This is a genomic window from uncultured Eubacterium sp. (assembly GCF_934525195.1).
In the GTDB taxonomy this organism is placed as follows: Bacteria; Bacillota; Clostridia; order Oscillospirales; family Acutalibacteraceae; genus Eubacterium_R.
Genome location: NZ_CAKSZA010000002.1, coordinates 281,042 through 303,524, shown reverse-complemented (window position 1 = coordinate 303,524; position 22,483 = coordinate 281,042). Strand labels below are relative to the sequence as shown.

Sequence of the window (22,483 nt, the reverse complement as noted above, 5' to 3'; positions counted from 1 at the left end):
GAGAGGTATTGTATGATTAATGTTGCTATTGACGGACCTGCCGGAGCAGGCAAGAGCACAATTGCAAAAGCTGCCGCCAAGGAACTCGGCTTTATTTATGTAGACACGGGTGCTCTTTATCGTGCCGTTGCATACAACGCAGTAAAAAACGGCGTTATTGATGACAAACAGGGAATTATATCTATGCTTGATGACACCAAGGTTGAACTGAAATATGTCGATGGCGTTCAGTCTGTTTATCTTAACGGCGAGGATGTGTCCGATTTTATCCGTACACCTGAAATTTCTATGGGAGCAAGCAAGGTTTCTGCAATACCGCAGGTCAGAGCGTTTTTGCTTAATCTTCAACGAGAAATTGCAAAAACCAACAATGTCATTATGGACGGCAGAGATATTGCAACCGTTGTTCTTCCCGATGCAGAAGTAAAGATTTTTCTTTTCGCTTCTCCTGAATGCAGAGCAGAAAGAAGATATAAAGAGCTTGTGGAAAAGGGCGAAAATGTCAGCTTTGACGATGTCCTTAAGGATGTCAATCAGCGTGACTATCAGGACTCTCACAGAGAGATTGCACCGCTTAAACCGAGTGAAGAATCAATTATGGCAGACACTTCCGAACTCACTTTGCAGGAGTCAATTGATTTAATAGTAAATACAATTAAGGAGAGAATTCAGTGAAAGAATTTGATTACTCAACCGTAAAAGACTATAAACTATATAATTTTGTAAAAAATGTGTTCAAGCCTTTTATCAAGATGGTATTTCACACCGAATACAAGGGACTTGAAAATATCCCTCCAAAGGGAACAAAGTATATTTTGGCAATCAATCACACCCACGCACTCGACCCCGTGTTTGTTGGCGCACCGAAAGAAGTGCCGACACTTCACTTTATGGGCAAGGCGGAACTTTTTGAAAATCCGCTTTTGGCTTGGTTTATGACTCATATGCAGACTTTTCCTGTTCACAGAGGCAAGGGCGACACTTCTGCTATTGAATACGGCGAAAAGATTGTTCAAGAGGGTCATGTAATGGCTATTTGTCCGGAGGGCAAGAGAATCAGAGGCAAGGGTGGCAGACCGCAAAGAGCAAAGGCGGGCGTTGCCATTATCGCAAAGGCTACCAATGCAGGCGTTCTTCCTGTTGCTATTTGCTGCGATGGCGAAATCAAGGCAGGCAAAAAAGTTACTGTTTCTTACGGCAAACTCATCACTCCTGAAGATATGAACTTTAACAAGGAAGATTTTGGCAGAAGTGATATTTCAAACGCTGCCAATATGGTTATGGATAAGATAACAGAGCTTTGGGAGGCTGAACAAAAGTGAGTAAGCAAATAATTCTTGCAAAAACAGCGGGCTTTTGTTTTGGAGTTGACAGGGCGGTTAATCTTGTGTATGAACTTGTCGGTGAGGGCAGAAAGGTTTGCACTCTCGGCCCAATTATTCACAATGCACAGCTTGTTGCCGATTTGGAGAGCAAAGGTGTAAAAATTATTGATGATATTTCACAAGCACCGCAGGGATATACCGTTGTTGTTCGCACCCACGGTGTAGAAAAAAGTGTTCTTGACGAACTCGAAAGCAAGGGGGTTGATTGTGTTAACGCAACCTGTCCGTTTGTAACTAAAATTCATAACATCGTCAAAAAACAGGATGAAAATACTGTTGTTTTGATTGCAGGAGATAAGAATCATCCCGAAGTTTTGGGCATAAAATCCTATTGCAAAAGTGATTCTTATGTTTTCAAGAATGAGGAAGAACTCACGGAAATTATACAAAAACACGAAATTGCACAAAAAAATGATGTGATTTGTGTCGCTCAAACAACTTTTTCGCTAAATGAGCAAAAAAAATGCAAAAAAATATTCAAAAAACTATGTACAAACTGTAAAATATTTGATACAATATGTAATGCAACGTCCGATAGGCAAAATGAGGCGGAGGAACTTTCTAAAATTTCCGATGCTATGATTGTTGTCGGAGGGCGTCATTCATCAAACACTTGCAAATTGCGAGATACAGGCGAGGCGAATTGTCCCACTTTTCTTATAGAAACTGCGGATGAGCTTGCTTCACTTGATTTGAGCAAGTACAATGTGATTGGTGTAACTGCGGGGGCTTCGACACCCTCGGTAATAATCAAGGAGGTACTCAAATCCATGTCCGAAGAAATTAAAGAAAAGGAAGTTGAAACAACTTCAGCCGTAACTGAAGAAGTTGTGGAGACAGCAGAAAACGCTGATAAGGCTACAAAGCCTGCTGTCAAAGCATCTGCTGATGGTGAGGCATCCTTTGAAGAATTACTTAATGAATCTTTTAAGGAAAACGAAAACAGCAAGGTAGTTACAGGTACAGTAGTAAGAATTACTCCTACTGAAGTATTTGTAGATGTTCCCGGCAGAAAGCAAACAGGCGTTGTTGCATTTGACGATTTGTCATCAGACAATATCTCAAAGTGCGAAGATGTAGTTGCAGTCGGCGACGAAATCCAGCTTGTTATTATGAAAACAGATGACCAAGACGGTGTTCTTAAGCTCTCAAAGCGTTTGTTTGACGCTGTAAAGGGTTGGGACGAAATCGTTGCCGCTAAGGAAAACGATGAAATTCTCGAAGGTCAGGTTACCGCTGTAATCCGTGGCGGTGTTCTTGTATCAGCAAAGGGTACAAGAGTATTTGTTCCTGCATCACTCACAGGTGTTCCTCGCAATCAGGAACTCTCTGTTCTCAAGGATGCAACAGTTAAGTTCAAGATTATCGACATTAACCCTGCTCGCAGAAGAGCAGTTGGCTCAATCAAGGTTGTTGCCGATGCTGAAAGAAAAGAAAAGCAAGAAGCACTTTGGGCAACTCTCAAGGAGGGCGACAAGGTTAAGGGTACTGTTAAGTCACTCACATCATACGGTGCGTTTGTTGATCTCGGCGGTATCGACGGTATGGTACATATTTCAGAGCTTTCATGGTCAAGAATTAAGCACCCATCAGAGGTTGTTAATGTTGGCGATGTAGTTGAAGTTACTATCAAGTCACTTGATGAAGAAACAAAGAAGATTTCTCTTGGTTTCAAGAACATTGAGGACAATCCATGGGAAATCCTCAAGAGAGATTATCCTGTTGGCTCAGTTGTTGATGCAAAGATTGTTTCATTTGCAACATTCGGTGCATTTGCAAACATTCTTCCGACAGTTGATGGTTTGATTCACATCAGCCAAATATCTTGGGATAGAATTAAGACTCCTCAGGATGTTCTTAAGATTGGCGATGTTGTTAAGGCAAAGATTATTGAAATCGATTTCGATAAGAAGAGAGTTTCTCTTTCAATGAAAGAACTCCTCGACAAGCCTGAAACAGCAGAGGATGATTCGGCAGAAGCTGAAGAATCAGCTGAAGAAGCAACAGAAGAATAATTAACAAAGACCGTTTCGCAAGAAACGGTCTTTTTCGACACGCAGGAGGCTGTTGAGAAAGTTTCTGAATTTCGTTTTCTTGCGAGTGGGAGCTGTACATAGGTACCGCCCCCGAGCAAAAAACGGAAAACGCCATAAATGCTGTAAGATCATTACTTACAGCATTTTTAAACCCCACCGTCAACACTTTGTGTTGCCACCTCCCCTTTTGCTAAAAGAGGAGGCATAATTCGGTTGATTATATTTGGCGTGTTTCAGAGACTTTATCGACAGTCTGAACGCTGTAAGTTTTACCTTACAGCGTTGTTTTTATCTTATTTTAATTATTTCATTAAATACAGCAGTCATTTTTTTGCTTATCTGCAAATCAATGTGTAACGAACCGAAGAACCAATGATTGTATTCAACATTTTTCATCAGTTCTTGCAGATAGGTGTTAATCGGTGTTTGCTTCATTGCAGAATTTGTGTGAAGTCTGATGAAATCTTTTGCCATGGCAGGTGCTTCGTGGGTGATAACATAATCAACCTGAAAATCGGCATCTTTAAGATTATCTGCACCGTTTTTCATTTCCTCGGCATTCGGCATTTCATCTTTCCACCAACTTCTGCCCTCTTGCCTCATATCAATGTCGTCGCTTTCGCCGCCACCCATACAAAAGAAAGTTTTGCCACAGAATGTAAAAATCTCACCTCGCATAAGATGAAAAATGTTTGGACTGATTTTGTGTGCCGTTCCGCCCTTAAATCTGTATGGTCTGTATGCGTTTAGCATATCAAAATTTTCGTGTGCACCGTCAACAAAGCAGATGGTGTATTTTTTCTTTGAAAGGGTTTCAATAGCCTTTTTTTCTTTTTCGCTTCCGTCCCACAAAAAGCCGAAGTCACCGCAAATAATAAGAATGTCATCATCATTCAGCTTTTTTAGCTTTGGGTTTTTGAATAGGCTCAAGTCACCGTGGGTGTCGCCTGTGATATATACCATTTAAGTTTACCTCAAATTAAATTTTAGTCTTTTATTATCGTTTAAGATATGTTATTATATTTATAATATAATTTATTTAGTGAGGTGTCAAGTGTATGAAAAAACTAATTTCGGTTTTTATGAGCATTGTTATAATTTCGCTCACCGCTTTTTGCGTTCCCTTCACCGCAAAAGCAGCAACTTATACTCCAAATGTAAAAATTTATGCAGATGCATATATGCTTATCAGTCTTGATGACGATTCTTATCCCGTTGTTGCAGAAAAAAATGCCGACAAAAGAAAATATCCTGCTTCTCTTACAAAAATTGTCACAACTATGGTAACTTTAAATAAAGTTAAGGATTTGTCACAAAAAACAACCGTTTCAAAAAGTGCAATAGAGGCGCTTTATGGCACGGGTGCACAGGTTGCAGGGCTGAAAATCGGTCAAACCGTCACAATTGAGGAACTTTTGTATCTCACTATGGTGCACTCTGCTTGTGATGCTTGCCAGGTTCTTGCCGAGTTTGTCAGCGGAAGTGTTCCCGCATTTGTCGAAGAGATGAACAGTTGGGTTAAATCTCTCGGTTGCAAGGACACCAATTTTGTCAATCCTGACGGTTTACACGACCCAAATCATTACACAACTCCGTCCGATATGGCAAAGATTACTCTTGCCGCTATGAAAAATGAAGTTTTCAATAAAATTTCAAGTACCCAGCAATATAAGTTCGGCAAGTTGAATTTTATTCATACCAACTATATGCTCGACAAATTTCATGTCACATATTATTATCAGTACGCTCAAGGCATCAAAACAGGCTCAACAGAGCAGGCAGGCTATTGTGTAATCACAAAGGCTTCAAAAGGCGGTTATAACTATCTTGCAATCGTTATGGACAGTCCGATTGAAGTGCTTGACGGCATCAAAACAAAATGCTCTTTCATTGATGCAAAATCTCTTTTTGATTGGGCGTTTGATTCCCTCAAATATACCACGGTTGTGCGTAAAAACGATATAGCATATGAGCTTCCCGTAAATAACGGCAAGGATGCCGACACGGTTCAGCTTGTTGTCAAGGATGATATAACCACTCTTGTTCCGAGCACACTTGACCCTTCAAACGTGATTATTGAACCTGTCGACCCGCCCGAAAGTCTTGATGCTCCTGTGACAAAGGGCGATTTTGTATGCAAGGCAAATGTTATCTTTGGCGAAAAAACTATTGTTACGGTTGATTTGGTTGCCGCAAAAACTGTTGAACTTTCAACATTTTTGAAAATTCTTAATGCACTAAAAAAATTCTTTACAAACAAGATTGTTCTTGCAGTGCTTGGCGTGATTGTTTTGCTTGCAATTTTGTATATCGTCACCTTTGTAAGACGGCTGCGTCGAGATAAAGAACGTGTTGCAAAGCGTCGCAGAGAGCAGGAGGAATTGGACAAACAACTTTATGGTGAAGATGATTATCTTCCGCCACCTCGTCCGAGAAGATAAAATAAAAGCGTTGTAATGTTCCGTTAATTGGCATATTACAACGCTGTTTTTTATTTTTTGTTCTTAGTTCTTGGTTCTCAATTCTTCTATCAAGTTGTTGATTATTTCTTTGTCGCTGTCGTTGAGCATACGGTATTTTGCAAGCAATACTTTTTCCTGCTTTGTCAAATCGCTGATAAAGGCGTTTCCACTTGGCTTGTCAAACAATGAATCGCCTACCATAAGCGTATTGTAATCGGTATAAAAATCATCAACCCTTTTGCCGTAAATTGACGCAAGCTTTGATAGTTGGATGGCGTTTGGCAACGAGTCACCGCTTTCCCATTTTGTGTAGGTCGTTCGGTTTGTTCCCATCAGCAGTGCCACCTGTGTTTGTGTAAAATTGCTCGATTCTCTAAATCGTCTGATGTTTACTTTTAGATTTTCTTTTGTATAAAAGTCTTCGTTACCAAAAGACATAGGTGCTCACCGCCTTTCTTTTTTAGATTATATCATACTTGTTCGACAAAATGCAACAAATATCTTTTTATTGTTCGTTAATAACGAAACTTGTACTTTTATTTTAAATATTTTTATGATAGAGTAATAATATAAGAGGTGATTTATTTGAAAAACGGTCAATACAGCGTTAAAGACTATATTAACTCTTTTAATGTAAAAAAGAAAACTGCATTTTCTATATCTGTTATATTTTTGGTCTTTTATTTGTTGTCGATAATTACATATTTAATAGAGCGTGCCAACATATCGTTGCTTATTGGCGACAATATAATTTCCACTTTTTCAAGTATGTTAACGATTTCGTTTTCACTTTCAAAAATTCTTGATGTTTATTTGTTCTTGTTTCCGATAGCATTTATAATAATCAATTTTATTATGTTGTGTAAAAATAAATATAACAAAACAATTATTGTTATAGATTACCTTTTTCAAATAATAAACCCTGTTACAATAGGCTTTTTTACCTCGGCATTTTTATTGTTAGTGAATAAAAAATATCCGATATAAAAAATAATAGGACGAGAAAAAATATTTTAATAAACATTTGACTGTAAAAAGGAGAAAAATATGAAACAGCATAACAGAAAAAAGATACAAAAAATTATACTTACGGCGTTGTTATTTATAATTGTATGTTCTATGATATTTTTAGTTTGTTTAATACATAATGCCTCTGCATATGTTGAAAAGAAATACAATAAGGATTTTAAAATTATCAGCATTAAGCTACCCTACTATAAAGACGATTCCGATTTCTTCGATTGGCCTCTATTATACAGACCCGGTGAATTTGTTCCGTTTGCCGTTAATTTTAAGGATACAGAAAAAGATTTTTCGGTCATATATAACAAGGGCGAATTTTATGATGATTACCAGTTGGAAGAAATTAACCGATATATGAAAGAGTATTTAATAAATGTTACGGGTAATTCCGATATTACGGATGTACTTGTTTTACACACTCCGTACAGTTCAGGCTATTACGAATATGATGTGCTTACAAATATTCTAAAGAAAGACAATACAAAATGGACAAGTGAAAATATTGAGGAACTTATCCAAGAAATATTTGCTTCTTATAACGGAATTATTTCTGTATATTTACGCTCCGATTTTGAAGATTTATCGTCATTATTAAAAGAAACGGAAACAATCACAGCAAAAATAGAATCCGAATTTGGAAAATATTATTTTCTTCCGGGGCAAAATCCTATAAATGTTTGTTTTGTGAATTATGATTTGCCGACAAAAAGGATTGACGACGGTGAAAGATTTGATTATTTTGGATTTGAAGAAGATCAAAATGATATTAATTATAATGAAATAATTGACGAAGAAGTTGCAATTGAAGATTTAAAAACTAAAAAAACAATTTTATGGTAAAAAGATAAATTAAAGGATAAAAATGCTGCCTTGCGTTAATAATATTCTTGTACATAAAAACTAAAGGATGATTATGTGCAGTATTATAACAAGGTAGAAATATGCGGAATAAACACAAATGAGTTAAAACTTTTAAAAGAACCCGAAAAAATCGAACTCCTCAAAAAAGCTCAATCGGGTGACCAAAAAGCAAGGGACGAACTGATTAACGGCAATCTGCGTCTTGTTCTTTCCGTTGTTCAACGCTTTGCCAACAGAGGCGAGGGAATGGACGATTTGTTTCAGGTCGGTGTCATTGGCTTGATTAAAGCGATTGATAATTTCAATACCGACCTTAACGTAAGATTCTCAACCTATGCAGTACCTATGATAATCGGGGAAATACGCCGCTTTTTGCGTGACAATAACCCAATTCGTGTAAGCCGTTCACTTCGTGACACGGCATATAAGGCAATGCAGGTCAAGGAAATGCTGACCAATAAATATAACAAAGAATCGACTGTTGATGAAATTGCCAAAGAACTTAATATGAAAAAGGCTGATGTTGTGATTGCGCTTGAGGCCATTGTTGACCCTGTGAGCCTCTATGAGCCTGTTTATAATGACGGCGGAGACACGATATTCGTTATGGACCAAATCGGTGATAACAGCACCGATGCCGATTGGGTGGATGAAATCTTAATGAGGGATAGGCTCAAAAATCTTGATGACAGGGAACACCGCATTTTGTATATGCGTTTTATGCAGGGCAAAACACAAATGGAAACCGCAGAGGAAATCGGAATTTCTCAAGCGCAGGTGTCACGGCTTGAAAAGAATGCACTTAAAAGAATAAAGAGCGAATAAATAAAAACGAGAAGCATTTTGTCTCTCGTCTTATTCTGTCGATAAAGCTCCTGAAACACGTCAAATATAATTCAACCGAATTATGCCTCCCATTTTTTAAAAGGTGATTCCCCCGTTAATCGGGGGAAATGTCTGCAACGCAGACAAAAGGGGGCGTCTACGCAGTAAAGGTGGCAACACGAAGTGTTGACGGTGGGGTTTAAAAAATGCTGTAAGTGTCGAACTTACAGCATTTTTGGCGTTTTTCGTTTTTTGCTCAGTCGAGGTACCATCGTACATCTTCCTTCGCAAAAAAACGAAATTCAGAAGCTTTCTCAACAGCTTATTAACTTATTCTTTTACTCCGCTTAATTGTTTCCAGTGGATTTTGCAGTATTCCTTGCCGTCAATCGGCGGATAATCTTCGTCATCAACTTTCGCTTCGTTCATACAATCGTATTCACCGACATATGCACATCTGTGAGCGCTTTCGCCGCCCTCTGTCATTGCAGGAATGTAGCTCAAACAGAAAATGCCGACAACAACCGCAACGATTGCAACAGGTGCAACTTTTGGATTGACTTTCTTGAACAACGGTGTAACATCGATTTTATCAAGGAACTTGCTCTTTTCAACAAGTTTGCAAGCCAGAGTTGCAAGCAAATAACCCATGCAACCTGCAAATGTGCCAACGATAAATCCTGCCAAAACATCACTTGCATAGTGAACCATCAAATAAACACGGCTTCCCATTGTGCAAAGTGCGATAACAGGGAATACCCAGTAGAACTTTTTGTTGTCTTTTTTGAAGCAAAGGCACATTGACATTGCAATTTCAAATGCAGCGGTTGTGTGACCCGATGGGAACGAATAGTCGCTTTCGCTGAGCATTCCTGCACCCTTGTACCAAGCAAAATACTCTGCAACACCTTGAAGTGTGTTGTACGGTCTGATTCTCAAGAACATCGGCTTAACAACAACATTTGTTATGAGTGTTCCGATAACAATCGAGAAAATCAAAGCTGCGCCGTATTTTCTTGTTTTCTTAAACAGACAAAGCACCAAGCCAAACGCTGCCATAGGAATTACAAACATCTCGTCACCGAATGAGGTGAAAATCTTTGCAACGGCGGTCAAAAATCCGCATTGCATATGACCAAAAAAGCTGAATACCCATAGGTCAAAGTTGTAAAAGATGCTGTCAACTCTTTCGCCAAGTGTGACAGCGGCGAGTAAAAAAGTGTTCATTTCTATTTCCCCTTTAGTAATTTATAGTAATACTATACCAAATTTTTACTCCTATTTCAATAACAAACTTGTCATAATTATTTCTTTGTGATACTATAAAAATGTAACAAAATGAGAGGTTGTGAAAATATGTATATATTAACAGCTGATGAAATCAGAGCGGTTGAAACCGACTGCTTTAAATATTATTCAACCGAAGCCGAATTAATGCTCAAAGCAGGTACTGCCTGTGCCGAAAGTATTATTGAAAAATACGGCGACAGCCTTGTTAACAGTTCGGTTGCCGTCTTGTGCGGAAACGGCAAAAATGCAGGCGACGGCTTTGTTATTGCAAGGCTTCTTTATGCCTACGGTGCAAATGCAAAAATCGTTCTTTGCGATAAAGAACCTGAAATTGCCGAGCCTCTCAAATATTATAACGAGGCTGTAATGTCGGGAGTTCCCGTGGAATTTTTTAATGACAGCGTTCTTTCAGCCGATTATATCGTTGATTGTATTTTCGGAATCGGTTTTCACGGTGAGGCTCGCAGTCCGTTTGACAAGGTGTTCGAAACGGTTGGCAACAGTTCCGCTATTGTTATTTCTGTTGATACTCCGAGCGGTACAAATGCAACCGACGGCTCGGCTTGCAAAAATGCTGTCAAAGCAGATTTTACTGTCGCAATTTCCACTTTGAAGTTCTGTCATGTTCTTCCGCCGTCAAATGCTCTTTGCGGAGAAATAAAAGTTGTTAATATCGGTATTCCCGATGATTGCTATGTTGATGACTACGCAACCGCAATAATGATTGATGATGTGAAAAAAATTATTCCGCCGCTTGAATATAATTCAAACAAAGGTTCAAACGGTCATCTTCTTTGCCTTTGCGGTTCGTACAAAATGCCGGGAGCAGGTGTTATTTGCTGCGAATCCGCAATAAGAAGCGGTGTCGGACTTGTAAAGTTGACCGTTCCGAAATCCGCTTATCCTATTGTTGCGTTGCATCTTGTTCAACCTATTTTCAATCCCGTTGAGGAGTCAAACGGAATGTACAGCGAAAAAGCCCTTGATGAAATATCGAATGATGTGAAGTGGGCAAGTGCGATTGTTCTCGGTTGCGGTATGGGTGTCAGCGCCGATACAAGAAAAATCACCGAATTTGTGCTTAAAAATTCAAAAGTGCCGGTTATTCTTGATGCTGACGGTATAAATTGCATAACTTTGAGCATAGATATATTAAAGGATGTTAAAGTACCTGTTGTTCTTACGCCGCATCCCGGTGAGATGTCAAGGCTCGTGTCAAAATCGGTGGAGGAAGTGCAGTCAAATCGTGTTGAAATTGCAAAGGATTTTGCAAAGAAATACGGTGTTTTGATTGCATTAAAGGGTGCAAATACCGTAGTTACGGACGGAGAAACGGTGTTTGTTAATATGAGCGGCAATCCTGCAATGGCTATGGGTGGAACGGGTGATATGCTCAGCGGTATTATCGGCTCGTTTGTTGCGCAAGGAATAAATCCGTATGACGCAACAAAGGCAGGTGTGTTTATTCACGGCTTGTCGGGTGATAATGCCTCAAAAGCCATCAGCCAAAGAGGAATTACCGTTTTTGATATGATAGACCGACTCGGTGCTTTAATGTCCGAATTTTGATATTCGGGTTGATTTTATGAAAAAATTAATATCATTTTCGATGTGCCTTGTGTTTCTGCTTTTATGTGGTTGCACAACTGTCAAAAGTACCGTTGAACTAAAGCCGAAATATTTTCAAACCGCAACGGTCAAAACGGGTGATTATTCCTATTCCGCCAATGTAAAGTTTGACGGCGAGAGCGTGTACATAACCCCGACTTCGACAAATGCAAGCGGAACGACGATTTCCTGCAACGGCAAAGAGGTCGCTTTTTCAAGGCGAGATATGCTCACAAAGGCTGATAAATCAAAGGTTTCCGCCTATAATCCCGCCGTGCTGTTTTATGACGTAATCACAACTGTTTCAAATTGCAAAAAGGTTGATAATGCTTATGTTTTTGACGGCAAAACTTCGGTCGGCAATTTCACTTTGACAGTCAATCAATCATCGGAACTTGTCAGCTTGAATATCCCCGATGCCGATTTCAGCATTGAATTTGATATTAACAGCAAAAAAAGTTAATAAATATATTATATAAATAGCAAAAAAGGGTTGATTTTTTCAGCCCTTTTTGTTATAATGCTAACGCATTCGTAAAAAAGAAAGCGAATTCGCACACAATGAGGTTGAGCCAAAGGTTACAAAATCGGCTCTTGCCATACTTCGTTGTGGAGGATTAACCTTAAAGGAGGAAATGAAAATGGCAAATGTAGTTTCTATGAAACAGCTTTTAGAAGCAGGTGTACACTTTGGTCACCAAACAAGAAGATGGAACCCTAAAATGGCTGAATACATCTTCACAGAGAGAAATGGTATTTATATCATCGATCTTCAAAAGACAGTAAAGAAGTTGGACGAGGCTTATATGTTCGTTCGTGATCTCGCAGCAGAAGGCGGAAGCATCATCTTTGTCGGTACAAAGAAGCAGGCTCAGGAGAGCGTTAAGGAAGAGGCTATCCGTTGCTCAATGCCATATGTAAATGCAAGATGGCTTGGCGGTATGCTCACAAACTTCAAGACAATCCGTGGTCGTGTTGCTCGTCTTGCTCAACTCAAGAAGATGCAAGAGGACGGCACATTCGATCTTCTTCCAAAGAAGGAAGTTGCAGGTCTTGAACTTGAAATCGAAAAGCTTGAGAAGTACCTCGGCGGTATCACAGAAATGAAGAAGATTCCTGATGCAATGTTCATCGTTGACCCACGCAAGGAAAGAATCGCTGTATCAGAAGCAACAAAGCTCGGTCTTCCAATCGTTGCTATCGTTGACACAAACTGCGACCCTGATGAAATCGACTATGTAATTCCTGGTAACGATGACGCTATCCGTGCAGTAAAGCTTATTGCAGGTGCTATGGCTAACGCTGTTATCGAGGGTAGAGATGGCGCTGATGCAGTTGCTCCTGAAGAAGCTCCTGCAACAGAAGAAGCAGCTGAATAATTAATTATAACTTAATTTTACTTTATTATATTGGAGGATATTATTATGGCATTTACAGCACAAGATGTAAAGGCTCTTCGTGAGAAGACCGGCGTTGGTATGATGGAGTGCAAAAAGGCTCTTGTTGAAGCTGACGGCGATATGGATAAGGCTATCGACTTCCTTCGTGAAAGAGGTCTTGCAGCTGCACAGAAGAAGGCATCAAGAATTGCCGCTGAAGGCGTTGTTCTTCCTTACTATGATGCTCAGGCAAAGAAGGGTGTTGTTCTTGAAGTTAACTCAGAAACAGACTTCGTTGCAAAGAATGAAAAGTTTATGTCTTTCGTAGAAGGCGTTGCAAAGACAATCCTTGCAACAAATCCTGCCGATGTTGAAGCTCTTAAGGAAGAGAAGTTCGACGGCACAGACAGAACTGTTACAGAAACACTTAACGACCTCGTTCTTGCAATCGGTGAGAATATGAAAGTTCGCCGTTTCGAAAGAATGGACGGTATCGTTTCAACATACATCCATGCCGGCGGTAGCGTTGGTGTTATGGTTGGCTTTGATGTTGCTGACGAGTCAAAGGCTGCTGATCCTGAATTCGTAGCTATGGGCAAGAATGTTGCTATGCAAATCGCAGCTATGAATCCTGAGTATTTGAGCAGCGACGACATCTCTGCCGAAGAATCAGAAAAGATGCACTCAATCACAGTTGACAGTGCTCTCAACAAGCCTGATTCACTTCCTATTCCGATCCTCGGCAAGCTTATCGACGAAGCTATCAACGACAAGAAGTGGACTGATGAAGATATCACAATTTATCAGGGCCTTGACAATAAGCAAAGAAAGAACTTCACAAACTTCATTTCTAAGGAAGCTCTTGAAATTCTTGCAGGCATCGCAGTTTCACACAAGGACGAAATTGTTGATAACAAGATTTTCACAGGCCTTGTAAAGGGCAGACTCCAGAAGCAAATCAAGGAAATTTGCCTTCTTGAGCAAGACTTCGTTCGTTCAGATCTCTTCCAGGGTTCAGTTGCAGGTTACATTGAAAGCGTTGCAAAGACTCTCGGCACAGAAATCAAGGCAACAAACTTCATCCGTATGATGAAGGGCGACGGCCTCGAAAAGAGAGAAGAAAACTTCGCAGAAGAAATTGCAAAGCAAATCAACGGCTAATTAAACATTTAAGAGCATCTCAATCGAGATGCTCTTTTTTGCAAATATTTTATAACAGAGGTGTTTTATGAAAAGCTATTCAACCATTCTTTTTGACCTTGACGGAACGCTCACCGATTCATCTCAGGGAATTATTAATTCTATCATTTATGCGCTTGAAAAGTATGATATTGACGATTATGAAATGTCACTTTTGAGAAAGTTTTTAGGTCCTCCGCTTCACGAATCATTTGAAAAATATTTTGGCTTTGATAAGGAAAAATCTTTGCAAGCAGTAAAACTTTACCGTGAATATTTCAGCACAAAAGGTTTGTTTGAAAACGAGGTTTACAGCGGCATAACCGACTTGCTTCAAAATCTTAAAGAAAACGGAAAAACTCTTATTGTTGCTACCTCTAAACCTCAACCGTTTACTGACAGAATAATGGAGCATTTTGACCTCACAAAATATTTTGATTTCATCGCAGGTTCGAATATGGATACTACTCGGTCAAAAAAGGCAGAAGTAATTGAATATGCGCTTAATGAATGTAATATCAAGGACAAATCCAAAGTTGTAATGATTGGCGACAGAGCAGAAGATATGATTGGCGCTCAATCAGTAGGTATTGATTCAATCGGAGTAGAATATGGATATGGCACCTTTGATGAACTTAAAAATGCCGATGCAACATATATTGTAAAAACGGTTGACGAGTTAAAAAATTTACTAAGCTGATTAAACCGTAAATTAAATAAAAAATCGCTTGAAACTCCCTGCTTTTGGGGCTTTCAGGCGATTTTTTTGTGCTTTGTTTTTTAGAAAAATGTTTACAAATCAGAAAATATTATAAAAACAACTTAAGATATTAATCGTTTTTCGGTATACTTATAATTAATTAATTTTATTATCTGTCGTATTTGGTGCATATTTTTGTTGTAAAACAATCAAAATTGTGATATAATTTGCATAAGATTTATAATATTTAATTTTGCGGTTTACAAAAATGAATGGAGGAGCTTTTATGAAAAAAGTAATCAGTATGCTGTTGAGCGTTTGGCTTGTTTTATCTGTCAGCATGCCACCGAGTTTTGTCAATGCGTTGGAAAGCATCACTATTTATTATAATGATGCGGAGCTGAAAGAAACTTTGCACATCACCGAATACGATTCTGCACAGTTGGTCGCTCATTCGGAGTCGGAACTTCCGGCAGGCTCGACTGTTGAGTGGGAAAGCAATATGCCTTTGCTTGCGGATGTTGACGAAACAGGCAAGGTAACTGCGTACGATTACTCAAAAGCTGCCGTCATCAAATATTGGCTTGATAATGAGGTTCGCCCAACTCCGCTTATAGGCAATGCAACCGCAGACGCTATTGAAAAGGCTTTTGCAAAGGCGCATATCGACCTTAATGACAGTAACCTCAATACCGACATGGTTGTTGCAATTGTAAAGGGTATTAACCAAACTATGGGCGAAGCTCTTGAAAATATGCTGAATAATATGACAATCACAATTACGGCTCGGCTTGTCAACGAAAGCGGAAAGGTTCTTGCTTCCGACAAGGCAGAGGTTGCGGTTGACCAAAGTTTGGCAGGTAATATATGGCCTACGGGTGTACATATTACAAACAAAAAGACTGTTCCGAAAACTGTTGCTGTCGGCAAGCAGGTGCAAATGTACGGTGCGGTAACTCCTGTTCGACTTAAGCAAAGTGTCAAATGGAGCGTCGGCAAGGCTCTTGATACTGAGTCATGGAAGCATGCAACAATTACCTCCGACGGTCTTGTAACTTTCACTTCTCCGGGTACTGTTTATATTCGTGCAAATCCCGAAAACGCTCTTTATTCTGCGGTTACAGATACTGTTGAGTTCAAAGTCGTATCTCGTGAAGAACTTCCTGTTACCGATTTTGCAATCGGCGGAACTCTTGATATAAAAGAGGGCGAAACCACTCAACTCACTATTGAAAATGTTTCTCCTGCCGGTGCATACACAGGCGATGTAAAATGGGAATGTTCGGATACGTCAGCCGCTGTCATTACTCAAGACGGTGTTGTTACCGCTCTTGATGCTGGTCAAGGCTTGCAGTTATCAAAAACCGTCACAATCACGGCAACAATTGACGGCGTTTCAAAAACAGCGTCGCTAAAAATTAATAGAAATGTTATCGGCGACACAATCAATAGCGTTGAAATCAACGGTTATGAGAACATTGCACTTAACGAAACAAATAAATATACTGCGGATGTAACCCCTGTAAGACTTAACACAAATACAGGCGTTGTGCGTCAGTGGGGATTATATGATTCACAGTCGGGCAAGCTTGTGCTTGCAACGGCAGACACTCCTGCCGATAACGGCTTTGCTTCGATTGATGCAAACGGCAATCTTGTTGCAAGAGAAGTCGGAATAATCAAAATTTATGTTAAGGTTACTTATAATGACACTTCGCTTGAAGCTGAAAAAACGGTATCTTCGGGTGTTCCGATTACAAGCTTTTCTGTTGAAAAGGGCAACGGCTTTACTACAAATTTTTTGGTAGGCAGTAGGGACTCGTTCCTTGAAGAAGGTAAGACAGGTCAGCTTAATATCACAAATATTTTGCCGGCAGATTATGACCCTGATTTGCTCAAAAATGTTGTTTGGAAAAGTTCCGACCCGTCTGTTGCATCCGTTGATGAAAACGGTAAGGTTCTCGGTCTTGATTCAGGCGGACTCACTATTTATAATTCAAAATCAGTTACAATTACTGCGATTATCGGCGGTGTGTCATCTTCTGTGACCTTTAATGTCAGAGGTGCTTCTGTCAATAATCTTGTGAGTGCATCAATTTCGGGTAATGATGTTGTTGTCAAAGACTTTCCGAGAGAGTATTCTGCAATATTTTCTCCGTCAAGAATCAGCACTAAAAATGTTCATTGGGGACTTACATTTGATGACGGAACTCGTCCGTGGAATTCAAGCTGGAGCAGTACATCGGGTAATACCGAAAACAGCGTTGCAACTGTTGATTCAAACGGCAAGGTATACGGAAAATCGGCAGGCACAACAACTCTTTGGGTCTTTGGCAGAGAGGGAACAACTTCATTAAGCGGTTCTTATGTCGAGGCTTCAAAACAAATTCAAGTTGTTGAAATTCAGCCAAAAAATATAGCTGTAACAGCACCTGAAAAATATGATTATATCGAGGGCGAAACGGAACTTGATTTGACCGGATTAAAGGTTTCCGCAACATACGACCGCAATGAATTGGCAAATTATTATTCGGATGCCGAAAGCTATGGCGATTCTATTATCAGCGTTGATGTTGATGATTATGAGATAAGCGGATTTGACCCAACTTTGATTGACAGAGAGCAATATGTACTCGTAACTCTCGTCAGAGCAGGCGAGCAGTTCCGTGCGGTATTTCCTGTTAAGGTGAATTCAAAAGCCGTTGAGTCAATCGATATTACCGCCCCGAAATATGCTTATGTTGAGGGCGTAAAACAGCTTGATTTAAGCGGATTAAAGGTTTATGCGAATTACAGCAACTCGCCTCGTGAAGAAGTTTTTGACTACACGGTTGACGACTCCGCTGTTGATTATTCAAAATTTGATGTAGAGCAAACGGTTAAGGTTGTTTATAATCATTACGGTCGTTCGGTAACAGCAGAATTTCCGATTATCATTTACGGAAAACCTGTCGTTTCGCTTGACACGGCAGATTATGACGGCTCGTGGACAGGCAATGATGTTGTGTTTACTTTGAGCAGTACACACCAATTAGACGGCACAAAATATTACTATAATGTTGACGGTGGCGAATGGAATGAAATTAACGGCGATTCTTTGACTGTTTCTGAAAATACGGACAGCGTATACACATTTAAAGCTATTAACAGTGCGGGAATTGAAAGCGAAATCACACAGCCGTATACGGTTAAAATCGACAAGATTGTTCCGTCATTCACCCTTGCTCAGGATAATACAAACATCACAAATCAGTCGTATTCTGTAAGAATTAATGATTTGAATGTTGGTACTTCAGGTGTCAAAGCGGTTTATCTCAATGGTAGTAAAATTGATAGTCAAGCAGAATTTACCGTTATTGAAAATGGAAATTATACTGTAAAAATCGTGTCAAACAGTTTGCTTGAAAGTGAGCAGAGTATCTCTGTAAACAATATTGATACCCAAAAACCGATTGTTACAGAAATTTCAATTGCTCACAAGGACACAAACGATTTTGCAAGACTGATAAACAAAATTTCCTTTGGTATGTTTTTCAATAAAACTACCGAGTTGACTATCAGCGCCGAGGATGTTGGCGTTGCAGGTGTTGACAGAATTGAATATCGTTTTATTGACGAAAACGGCACGCCACTCAATGATTGGGCAGTATATGATGACAGCAACAAACCGTTGCAGGACAGCGATTTTAAAGGTTATGCTGAGGCAAGAGCGATAGATAGAGCGGGCAATATGTCCGATAGTAAATCGACGGTTGGATATGTCCTTGATGTTGAGCCTCCGACCCAGATTGTTGTCACGGCGGATGCCGACGGTGAAAATTACGAAAGCGACAGTTGGACATCAAAGGACGTCACAATCAAACTTTCATCAACCGCATTTTCGGGCATTTTCAGATATTATTACAGTCTAAACGGTGGAGATTGGGTCGAGATGGACGGCGACACACTTGTTGTAAAAGAACAAGGCGAATGGAATTATAAATTCAAAGCCGTGTCCTATGCTGATAACGAAACGGTGACCGAAAACGATTTTTTTGTAAAAATTGATAAGACCGAGCCTGTTGTTCGTGTTGACTTTGAGGGTACATTTGGCAGATGGACTGCCGACTCCGTCAAGTTCAGTATGAGCATACTCAATCAGGCAATTTCGGGTGTTCATTATTATTTCAGCAAGGACAATGGCAAAAGCTGGATTCCTGCCGAAGAAGGCTCTGTTATAACTATTGATGAAGATGTTGACGCTTCGTATATATTTAAGGCAGTTAACGGTGCAGGTGTTGAGAGTAACTATTCCGACAGCTACCGCATTATGATTGATACCGTTGCTCCGACCCTTGAATATACTCTTGATGAAAACAAGGGTAATGCTTCTTCATATAAGGTTTATTACAAGGTTAACACAGGCCGTTCAGGCTTGAAATCCGTCAGCGTAAACGGCAAGGATGTAACTGCATCCGATTATTTTGAAGTGACAGATAACGGCAGATATGTTGTTGTGATGACTGCAAATAACGGACTCACCACAACCGAGGTTATCAATATTAATAATATTGCGGTTGCCGAAAGACCCGTGCTTTATGTTACACCGTCGGGAACTGTTGGCGGCGAAACTTCACAAATTGTCACATTTACACTTTCTTCACCAAACTGTACTGATGCTGTTTATTACTACAATAATGGTGACGGTTGGATTCAAATTGACGGTGACACATTTGTTGTTGCAAAAGCAGGGGAATACAACTTGACTTTTAAAGCTGTTTGTGCCGGACTTGAAAGTTATCAGAGTCCAACTTATAATGTAAAATTAACAGCTGATTATTATACCGCTGTCTTTAAAACAACGGTTCTTGAAAGTGCGGAAGTTGATAAGGGAACGGCTCCTGTTGGCGGAGTAAATGTGTATGTTGACGATGTGTTTGTTGGAACCACGGATAACGAAGGCAAGCTCAGTTGTTTGATAAAACAGGGCGAACATAACGTTTTCTTTGATAACCAAACATTTAACAGAATGTTGACTGTGGATATGACCGAAGATGTTGAAATTAACATTCCGATGGTGGCACTTGATTTCAACAAGGACGGTTGCATCAATGCAAAAGATTATGCAACGATCAGAGAAATTTCCGATTCTCAGCTTGCTTCACTTTATTATGAAATCTTTATGAATTTCTATAACGAATTTGACAGCACATTTTCTTATAAAAACTAAAAAAACTAACTGAATTATTGCTTCCTCTTTAGATAAGGGGAAGCAATTTTTCTATTATTTGTACATCTATATAAATTTCGGTTGACTTTGTATATCTTTAAAGGTAAAATAATATTAATAAATCTAAGGGAGATAAAATATGCACGAACTCGGAGTAGTATTTTATGTTATTGATGATGTTGAGAGTGTAGCTAAAGAAAATGATGTTGAGCATATTCATTCTGTTACTCTTGAAATCGGCGAGGTTTCAAGCGTCATTCCCGAATATCTTATGGATTGCTGGAAGTGGGCAATAAAAAAACACGATATTCTGATTGATTGCGAATTGATAATTGAAAAGATTGAAGCCGTGACCTATTGCGAAGATTGTCAGACTAATTATCCTACTGTTGAGTTTGGAAAAATTTGTCCTCACTGTGGCAGTGAAAACACTTATTTAATTAAAGGAAACGAATTTAATATCAAAGAAATTGAGGTTTATTAACGGAGGTAAGCTATGAGATATGTATTTAAAAATTGTACGCTTCTTGACGGTACAAAGGATATGAAGCCTCAGCCGAATACTGATGTGGCTGTTGAAAACGGAAAAATTACAGAAATCGGCAAGATTGCCACATGTTCTAATGATGAGGTTATCAACCTTGACGGAAAATATTTGATGCCGGGTCTTATCAATCTGCATGTTCATTTGCCTGCCGGCGGTAAGCCACAAAATAAGCCGATGAATACAACAAAACTCACAAAATTTGCGCTTTCTTCAAGCTTGTCAAAGGCTCTTGTTCTCAAGATGTGCCACGCATATGCAATGCAGGGCTTGATGTCGGGTGTAACAACTGTTCGAGTTGTTGGCGGACTTGATGACCTCGACACAAAGTTGCGTGACAAAATCAATGCCGGCAAACTTGATGGTCCGAGAATGTTTGTTTCAAACTACGCAATCGGTGTGCCTCACGGTCATATGGTTGGTTCTGTCACCCATCCTGCCGCTTCTGTTGAAGAGGCTGTAAAGATGGTTGACGAATTGAAAAGCCAAAATGTTGACTTAATCAAACTTATGATAACAGGCGGTGTTATGGACGCAAAAGTTAAGGGTGAACCTGGCAAACTTATGATGCAGGCTGATATGATTAAAGCTTGTTGTGATGAGGCTCACAAGCTCGGACTCAAGGTTGCTGCCCATGTTCAAAGCCCTGAGGGCGTTCGTTGTGCTGTTGAAAATGGAGTTGATTCCATTGAGCACGGTTCAACTCTCACTCAAAAGGAAATTGACACCTTTAAGAAATACAATGCTGTTTTGGTTTGTACTCTTTCTCCTGCAATGCCTATGGCAAAGTTCAAGCGAGAAACTCTCGGTATCAGCGAGGCTGTTCAGTACAATTCAAATATTGTTTATAACAATATGATTATCGGTTCAAAAACAGCGCTTGAAAACGGTATTACCGTCGGTCTCGGCACAGACACAGGCTGTCCTTATACAACCCACTACAATATGTGGCGTGAACTTCATTATTTTGAAAGAAATGTCGGAGTTTCACCTGAATATGCACTTTACACAGCAACACTCAACAACGCTCAAATTCTCGGTATTGCTGACGAAACAGGTAGTATTGAGGCTGGCAAATGTGCCGATATGCTCATTTCAAATGACAATCCGTTTGATGATTTCAGAGCACTCAGGGAGCCGTATATGGTTGTTTGCCGTGGTAAGATTTTCAAAGAACCAAAAATCAAGAAGTATCCAAAATGTGATGAAGAACTTGATAAATTCTATGATTGTTGAGTTAAATAAATATGATAAAAATTGATAATAACAGCCGAATTCTCTTTTTCGGCGATAGTGTAACCGACATAGATTTTAATCGTCAGTATGACCATTTGCTTCACGGCAAGCAGGTTTATGCACTTAATATCGGCGAGGAAATCAAGAAAAAGTTTCCGAATGCCGAGGTGTTTTATAAGGGAATTGTTGATGACAGAACCTACAACCTTTGCAACAGAATGGACGATGATTGCATTTCGCTAAAACCGAATGTTGTGATTATGCTTGTCGGCGGAAATGATGCGTGGGAGGAGTATTATCCCGAACTGTGCCCACCGCCAAATCAAACTTTGGAATCGAATATGGATGAACTTTTCGGCAGAATGAAAAACGAACTTGATGATGCTCAAATTCTGTATGTTCTTCCGTTTTTGATTGACACGCTCGAGGAGTTTCACCCATTTATCAAAACGCTCAATCGGTTTAGAGAACGACTTAAACTGTCGGCTCTGGCAAATGGAATAGAAATTCTTGATTTGCAACCCGTGCTTGACGAAGCACAAAAAACATTTTCTCCGCAGGAACTTTCAGCCGATTCGTTTCATCCGACAGACCTTTGCCACAAAATTATTTCCGATGAAATATTGAAGCATTTATCTCTTGACACGGAATAGTCTGTGTATTATAATATTTTTCGAAAAAAAGGGAGTAGTTAGCATTTGCAATGCAAGTGTTGCACAGTCCGTCAGTACGGGAAAACCCGGGTT

18 protein-coding genes are annotated in these 22,483 nt (G+C 39.6%); 15 read left to right on the top strand and 3 right to left on the bottom strand.

The features are described 5' to 3' along the window. The first annotated feature begins 12 nt into the window (after positions 1–12). The 3 genes from cmk to Q0E03_RS03500 are packed head-to-tail and all read left to right on the top strand — an operon-like array spanning position 13 to position 3,400. On the top strand, positions 13–675 hold the full coding sequence (gene cmk / locus Q0E03_RS03510; protein WP_297129586.1) for a (d)CMP kinase: 663 nt from the start codon (positions 13–15) through the stop codon (positions 673–675). After that, positions 672–1,322 carry a 1-acyl-sn-glycerol-3-phosphate acyltransferase gene (locus tag Q0E03_RS03505; protein WP_297129584.1) on the top strand — a complete coding sequence of 217 codons (651 nt, stop codon included), beginning with the start codon at positions 672–674 and terminating at the stop codon, positions 1,320–1,322. Before cmk ends, Q0E03_RS03505 begins: the two co-directional genes overlap by 4 nt. Then, positions 1,319–3,400 (top strand): bifunctional 4-hydroxy-3-methylbut-2-enyl diphosphate reductase/30S ribosomal protein S1, encoded by a 2,082-nt coding sequence (locus tag Q0E03_RS03500; RefSeq protein WP_297129581.1) that lies wholly within the window; start codon positions 1,319–1,321, stop codon positions 3,398–3,400. Before Q0E03_RS03505 ends, Q0E03_RS03500 begins: the two co-directional genes overlap by 4 nt. Before the next feature lie 309 nt (positions 3,401–3,709). On the opposite strand, the gene Q0E03_RS03495 is transcribed toward Q0E03_RS03500, so the two are convergent. After that, on the bottom strand, positions 3,710–4,384 hold the full coding sequence (locus Q0E03_RS03495; RefSeq protein WP_297129579.1) for a metallophosphoesterase: 675 nt from the start codon (positions 4,382–4,384) through the stop codon (positions 3,710–3,712). Positions 4,385–4,479: 95 nt separating this feature from the next. On the opposite strand from Q0E03_RS03495, the gene Q0E03_RS03490 reads away from it, so the two are divergent. Further along, a complete protein-coding gene (locus tag Q0E03_RS03490; protein WP_297129577.1) occupies positions 4,480–5,862 on the top strand; it encodes a D-alanyl-D-alanine carboxypeptidase family protein in 1,383 nt (460 codons plus the stop codon). Between the two features lie 63 nt (positions 5,863–5,925). Here the strand turns inward: Q0E03_RS03490 and Q0E03_RS03485 are convergent, their stop codons facing one another. After that, positions 5,926–6,321 carry a helix-turn-helix transcriptional regulator gene (locus tag Q0E03_RS03485; protein WP_297129575.1) on the bottom strand — a complete coding sequence of 132 codons (396 nt, stop codon included), beginning with the start codon at positions 6,319–6,321 and terminating at the stop codon, positions 5,926–5,928. Between the two features lie 681 nt (positions 6,322–7,002). On the opposite strand from Q0E03_RS03485, the gene Q0E03_RS03480 reads away from it, so the two are divergent. Continuing rightward, positions 7,003–7,746 carry a hypothetical protein gene (locus Q0E03_RS03480; protein WP_297129573.1) on the top strand — a complete coding sequence of 248 codons (744 nt, stop codon included), beginning with the start codon at positions 7,003–7,005 and terminating at the stop codon, positions 7,744–7,746. 75 nt (positions 7,747–7,821) lie between these two features. Then, entirely contained in the window at positions 7,822–8,592 is a 771-nt protein-coding gene (sigG, locus tag Q0E03_RS03475) for an RNA polymerase sporulation sigma factor SigG (protein ID WP_297129570.1), read from the top strand. A gap of 330 nt (positions 8,593–8,922) precedes the next feature. Here sigG and Q0E03_RS03470 read toward each other — a convergent pair whose 3' ends face one another. Further along, positions 8,923–9,819, bottom strand: a complete 897-nt coding sequence (locus Q0E03_RS03470) for a phosphatase PAP2 family protein (RefSeq protein ID WP_297129568.1) — start codon at positions 9,817–9,819, stop codon at positions 8,923–8,925. Between the two features lie 129 nt (positions 9,820–9,948). Between Q0E03_RS03470 and Q0E03_RS03465 the strand changes: the two genes are divergently transcribed. From Q0E03_RS03465 to Q0E03_RS03425, 9 genes are all read left to right on the top strand, one after another. Next, positions 9,949–11,451 (top strand): NAD(P)H-hydrate dehydratase, encoded by a 1,503-nt coding sequence (locus tag Q0E03_RS03465; RefSeq protein ID WP_297129566.1) that lies wholly within the window; start codon positions 9,949–9,951, stop codon positions 11,449–11,451. 16 nt (positions 11,452–11,467) lie between these two features. Next, positions 11,468–11,953, top strand: a complete 486-nt coding sequence (locus Q0E03_RS03460; protein ID WP_297129564.1) for a hypothetical protein — start codon at positions 11,468–11,470, stop codon at positions 11,951–11,953. Positions 11,954–12,131: 178 nt separating this feature from the next. Then, the gene (gene rpsB, locus Q0E03_RS03455; protein ID WP_294835650.1) at positions 12,132–12,869 is read left to right on the top strand and encodes a 30S ribosomal protein S2; all 738 of its coding nucleotides are present in this window, start codon (positions 12,132–12,134) and stop codon (positions 12,867–12,869) included. 45 nt (positions 12,870–12,914) lie between these two features. Beyond that, on the top strand, positions 12,915–14,030 hold the full coding sequence (gene tsf / locus Q0E03_RS03450) for a translation elongation factor Ts (protein WP_297129561.1): 1,116 nt from the start codon (positions 12,915–12,917) through the stop codon (positions 14,028–14,030). A gap of 67 nt (positions 14,031–14,097) precedes the next feature. Continuing rightward, positions 14,098–14,748, top strand: coding sequence for an HAD family hydrolase (locus Q0E03_RS03445; protein ID WP_297129559.1), 651 nt, complete (start codon positions 14,098–14,100; stop codon positions 14,746–14,748). 286 nt (positions 14,749–15,034) lie between these two features. Then, positions 15,035–19,957 carry an Ig-like domain-containing protein gene (locus Q0E03_RS03440; protein WP_297129557.1) on the top strand — a complete coding sequence of 1,641 codons (4,923 nt, stop codon included), beginning with the start codon at positions 15,035–15,037 and terminating at the stop codon, positions 19,955–19,957. Positions 19,958–20,096: 139 nt separating this feature from the next. Then, positions 20,097–20,441, top strand: a complete 345-nt coding sequence (locus Q0E03_RS03435; protein ID WP_297129555.1) for a hydrogenase maturation nickel metallochaperone HypA — start codon at positions 20,097–20,099, stop codon at positions 20,439–20,441. Positions 20,442–20,453: 12 nt separating this feature from the next. Next, entirely contained in the window at positions 20,454–21,737 is a 1,284-nt protein-coding gene (locus Q0E03_RS03430) for an amidohydrolase family protein (protein WP_297129553.1), read from the top strand. Between the two features lie 11 nt (positions 21,738–21,748). Next, the gene (locus tag Q0E03_RS03425; protein ID WP_297129551.1) at positions 21,749–22,390 is read left to right on the top strand and encodes a GDSL-type esterase/lipase family protein; all 642 of its coding nucleotides are present in this window, start codon (positions 21,749–21,751) and stop codon (positions 22,388–22,390) included. The last annotated feature ends 93 nt before the right edge of the window (positions 22,391–22,483 follow it).

Coding starts and splice junctions, on each gene's coding strand:
- Q0E03_RS03435 (WP_297129555.1), top strand. CDS start 20,097: ATGCACGAACTCGGAGTAGTATTTTATGTTATTGATGATGTTGAGAGT.
- Q0E03_RS03425 (WP_297129551.1), top strand. CDS start 21,749: ATGATAAAAATTGATAATAACAGCCGAATTCTCTTTTTCGGCGATAGT.
- cmk (WP_297129586.1), top strand. CDS start 13: ATGATTAATGTTGCTATTGACGGACCTGCCGGAGCAGGCAAGAGCACA.
- Q0E03_RS03490 (WP_297129577.1), top strand. CDS start 4,480: ATGAAAAAACTAATTTCGGTTTTTATGAGCATTGTTATAATTTCGCTC.
- Q0E03_RS03485 (WP_297129575.1), bottom strand. CDS start 6,321: ATGTCTTTTGGTAACGAAGACTTTTATACAAAAGAAAATCTAAAAGTA.
- Q0E03_RS03480 (WP_297129573.1), top strand. CDS start 7,003: ATGATATTTTTAGTTTGTTTAATACATAATGCCTCTGCATATGTTGAA.
- Q0E03_RS03445 (WP_297129559.1), top strand. CDS start 14,098: ATGAAAAGCTATTCAACCATTCTTTTTGACCTTGACGGAACGCTCACC.
- Q0E03_RS03465 (WP_297129566.1), top strand. CDS start 9,949: ATGTATATATTAACAGCTGATGAAATCAGAGCGGTTGAAACCGACTGC.
- Q0E03_RS03430 (WP_297129553.1), top strand. CDS start 20,454: ATGAGATATGTATTTAAAAATTGTACGCTTCTTGACGGTACAAAGGAT.
- rpsB (WP_294835650.1), top strand. CDS start 12,132: ATGGCAAATGTAGTTTCTATGAAACAGCTTTTAGAAGCAGGTGTACAC.
- Q0E03_RS03470 (WP_297129568.1), bottom strand. CDS start 9,819: ATGAACACTTTTTTACTCGCCGCTGTCACACTTGGCGAAAGAGTTGAC.
- Q0E03_RS03440 (WP_297129557.1), top strand. CDS start 15,035: ATGAAAAAAGTAATCAGTATGCTGTTGAGCGTTTGGCTTGTTTTATCT.
- Q0E03_RS03495 (WP_297129579.1), bottom strand. CDS start 4,384: ATGGTATATATCACAGGCGACACCCACGGTGACTTGAGCCTATTCAAA.
- tsf (WP_297129561.1), top strand. CDS start 12,915: ATGGCATTTACAGCACAAGATGTAAAGGCTCTTCGTGAGAAGACCGGC.
- Q0E03_RS03460 (WP_297129564.1), top strand. CDS start 11,468: ATGAAAAAATTAATATCATTTTCGATGTGCCTTGTGTTTCTGCTTTTA.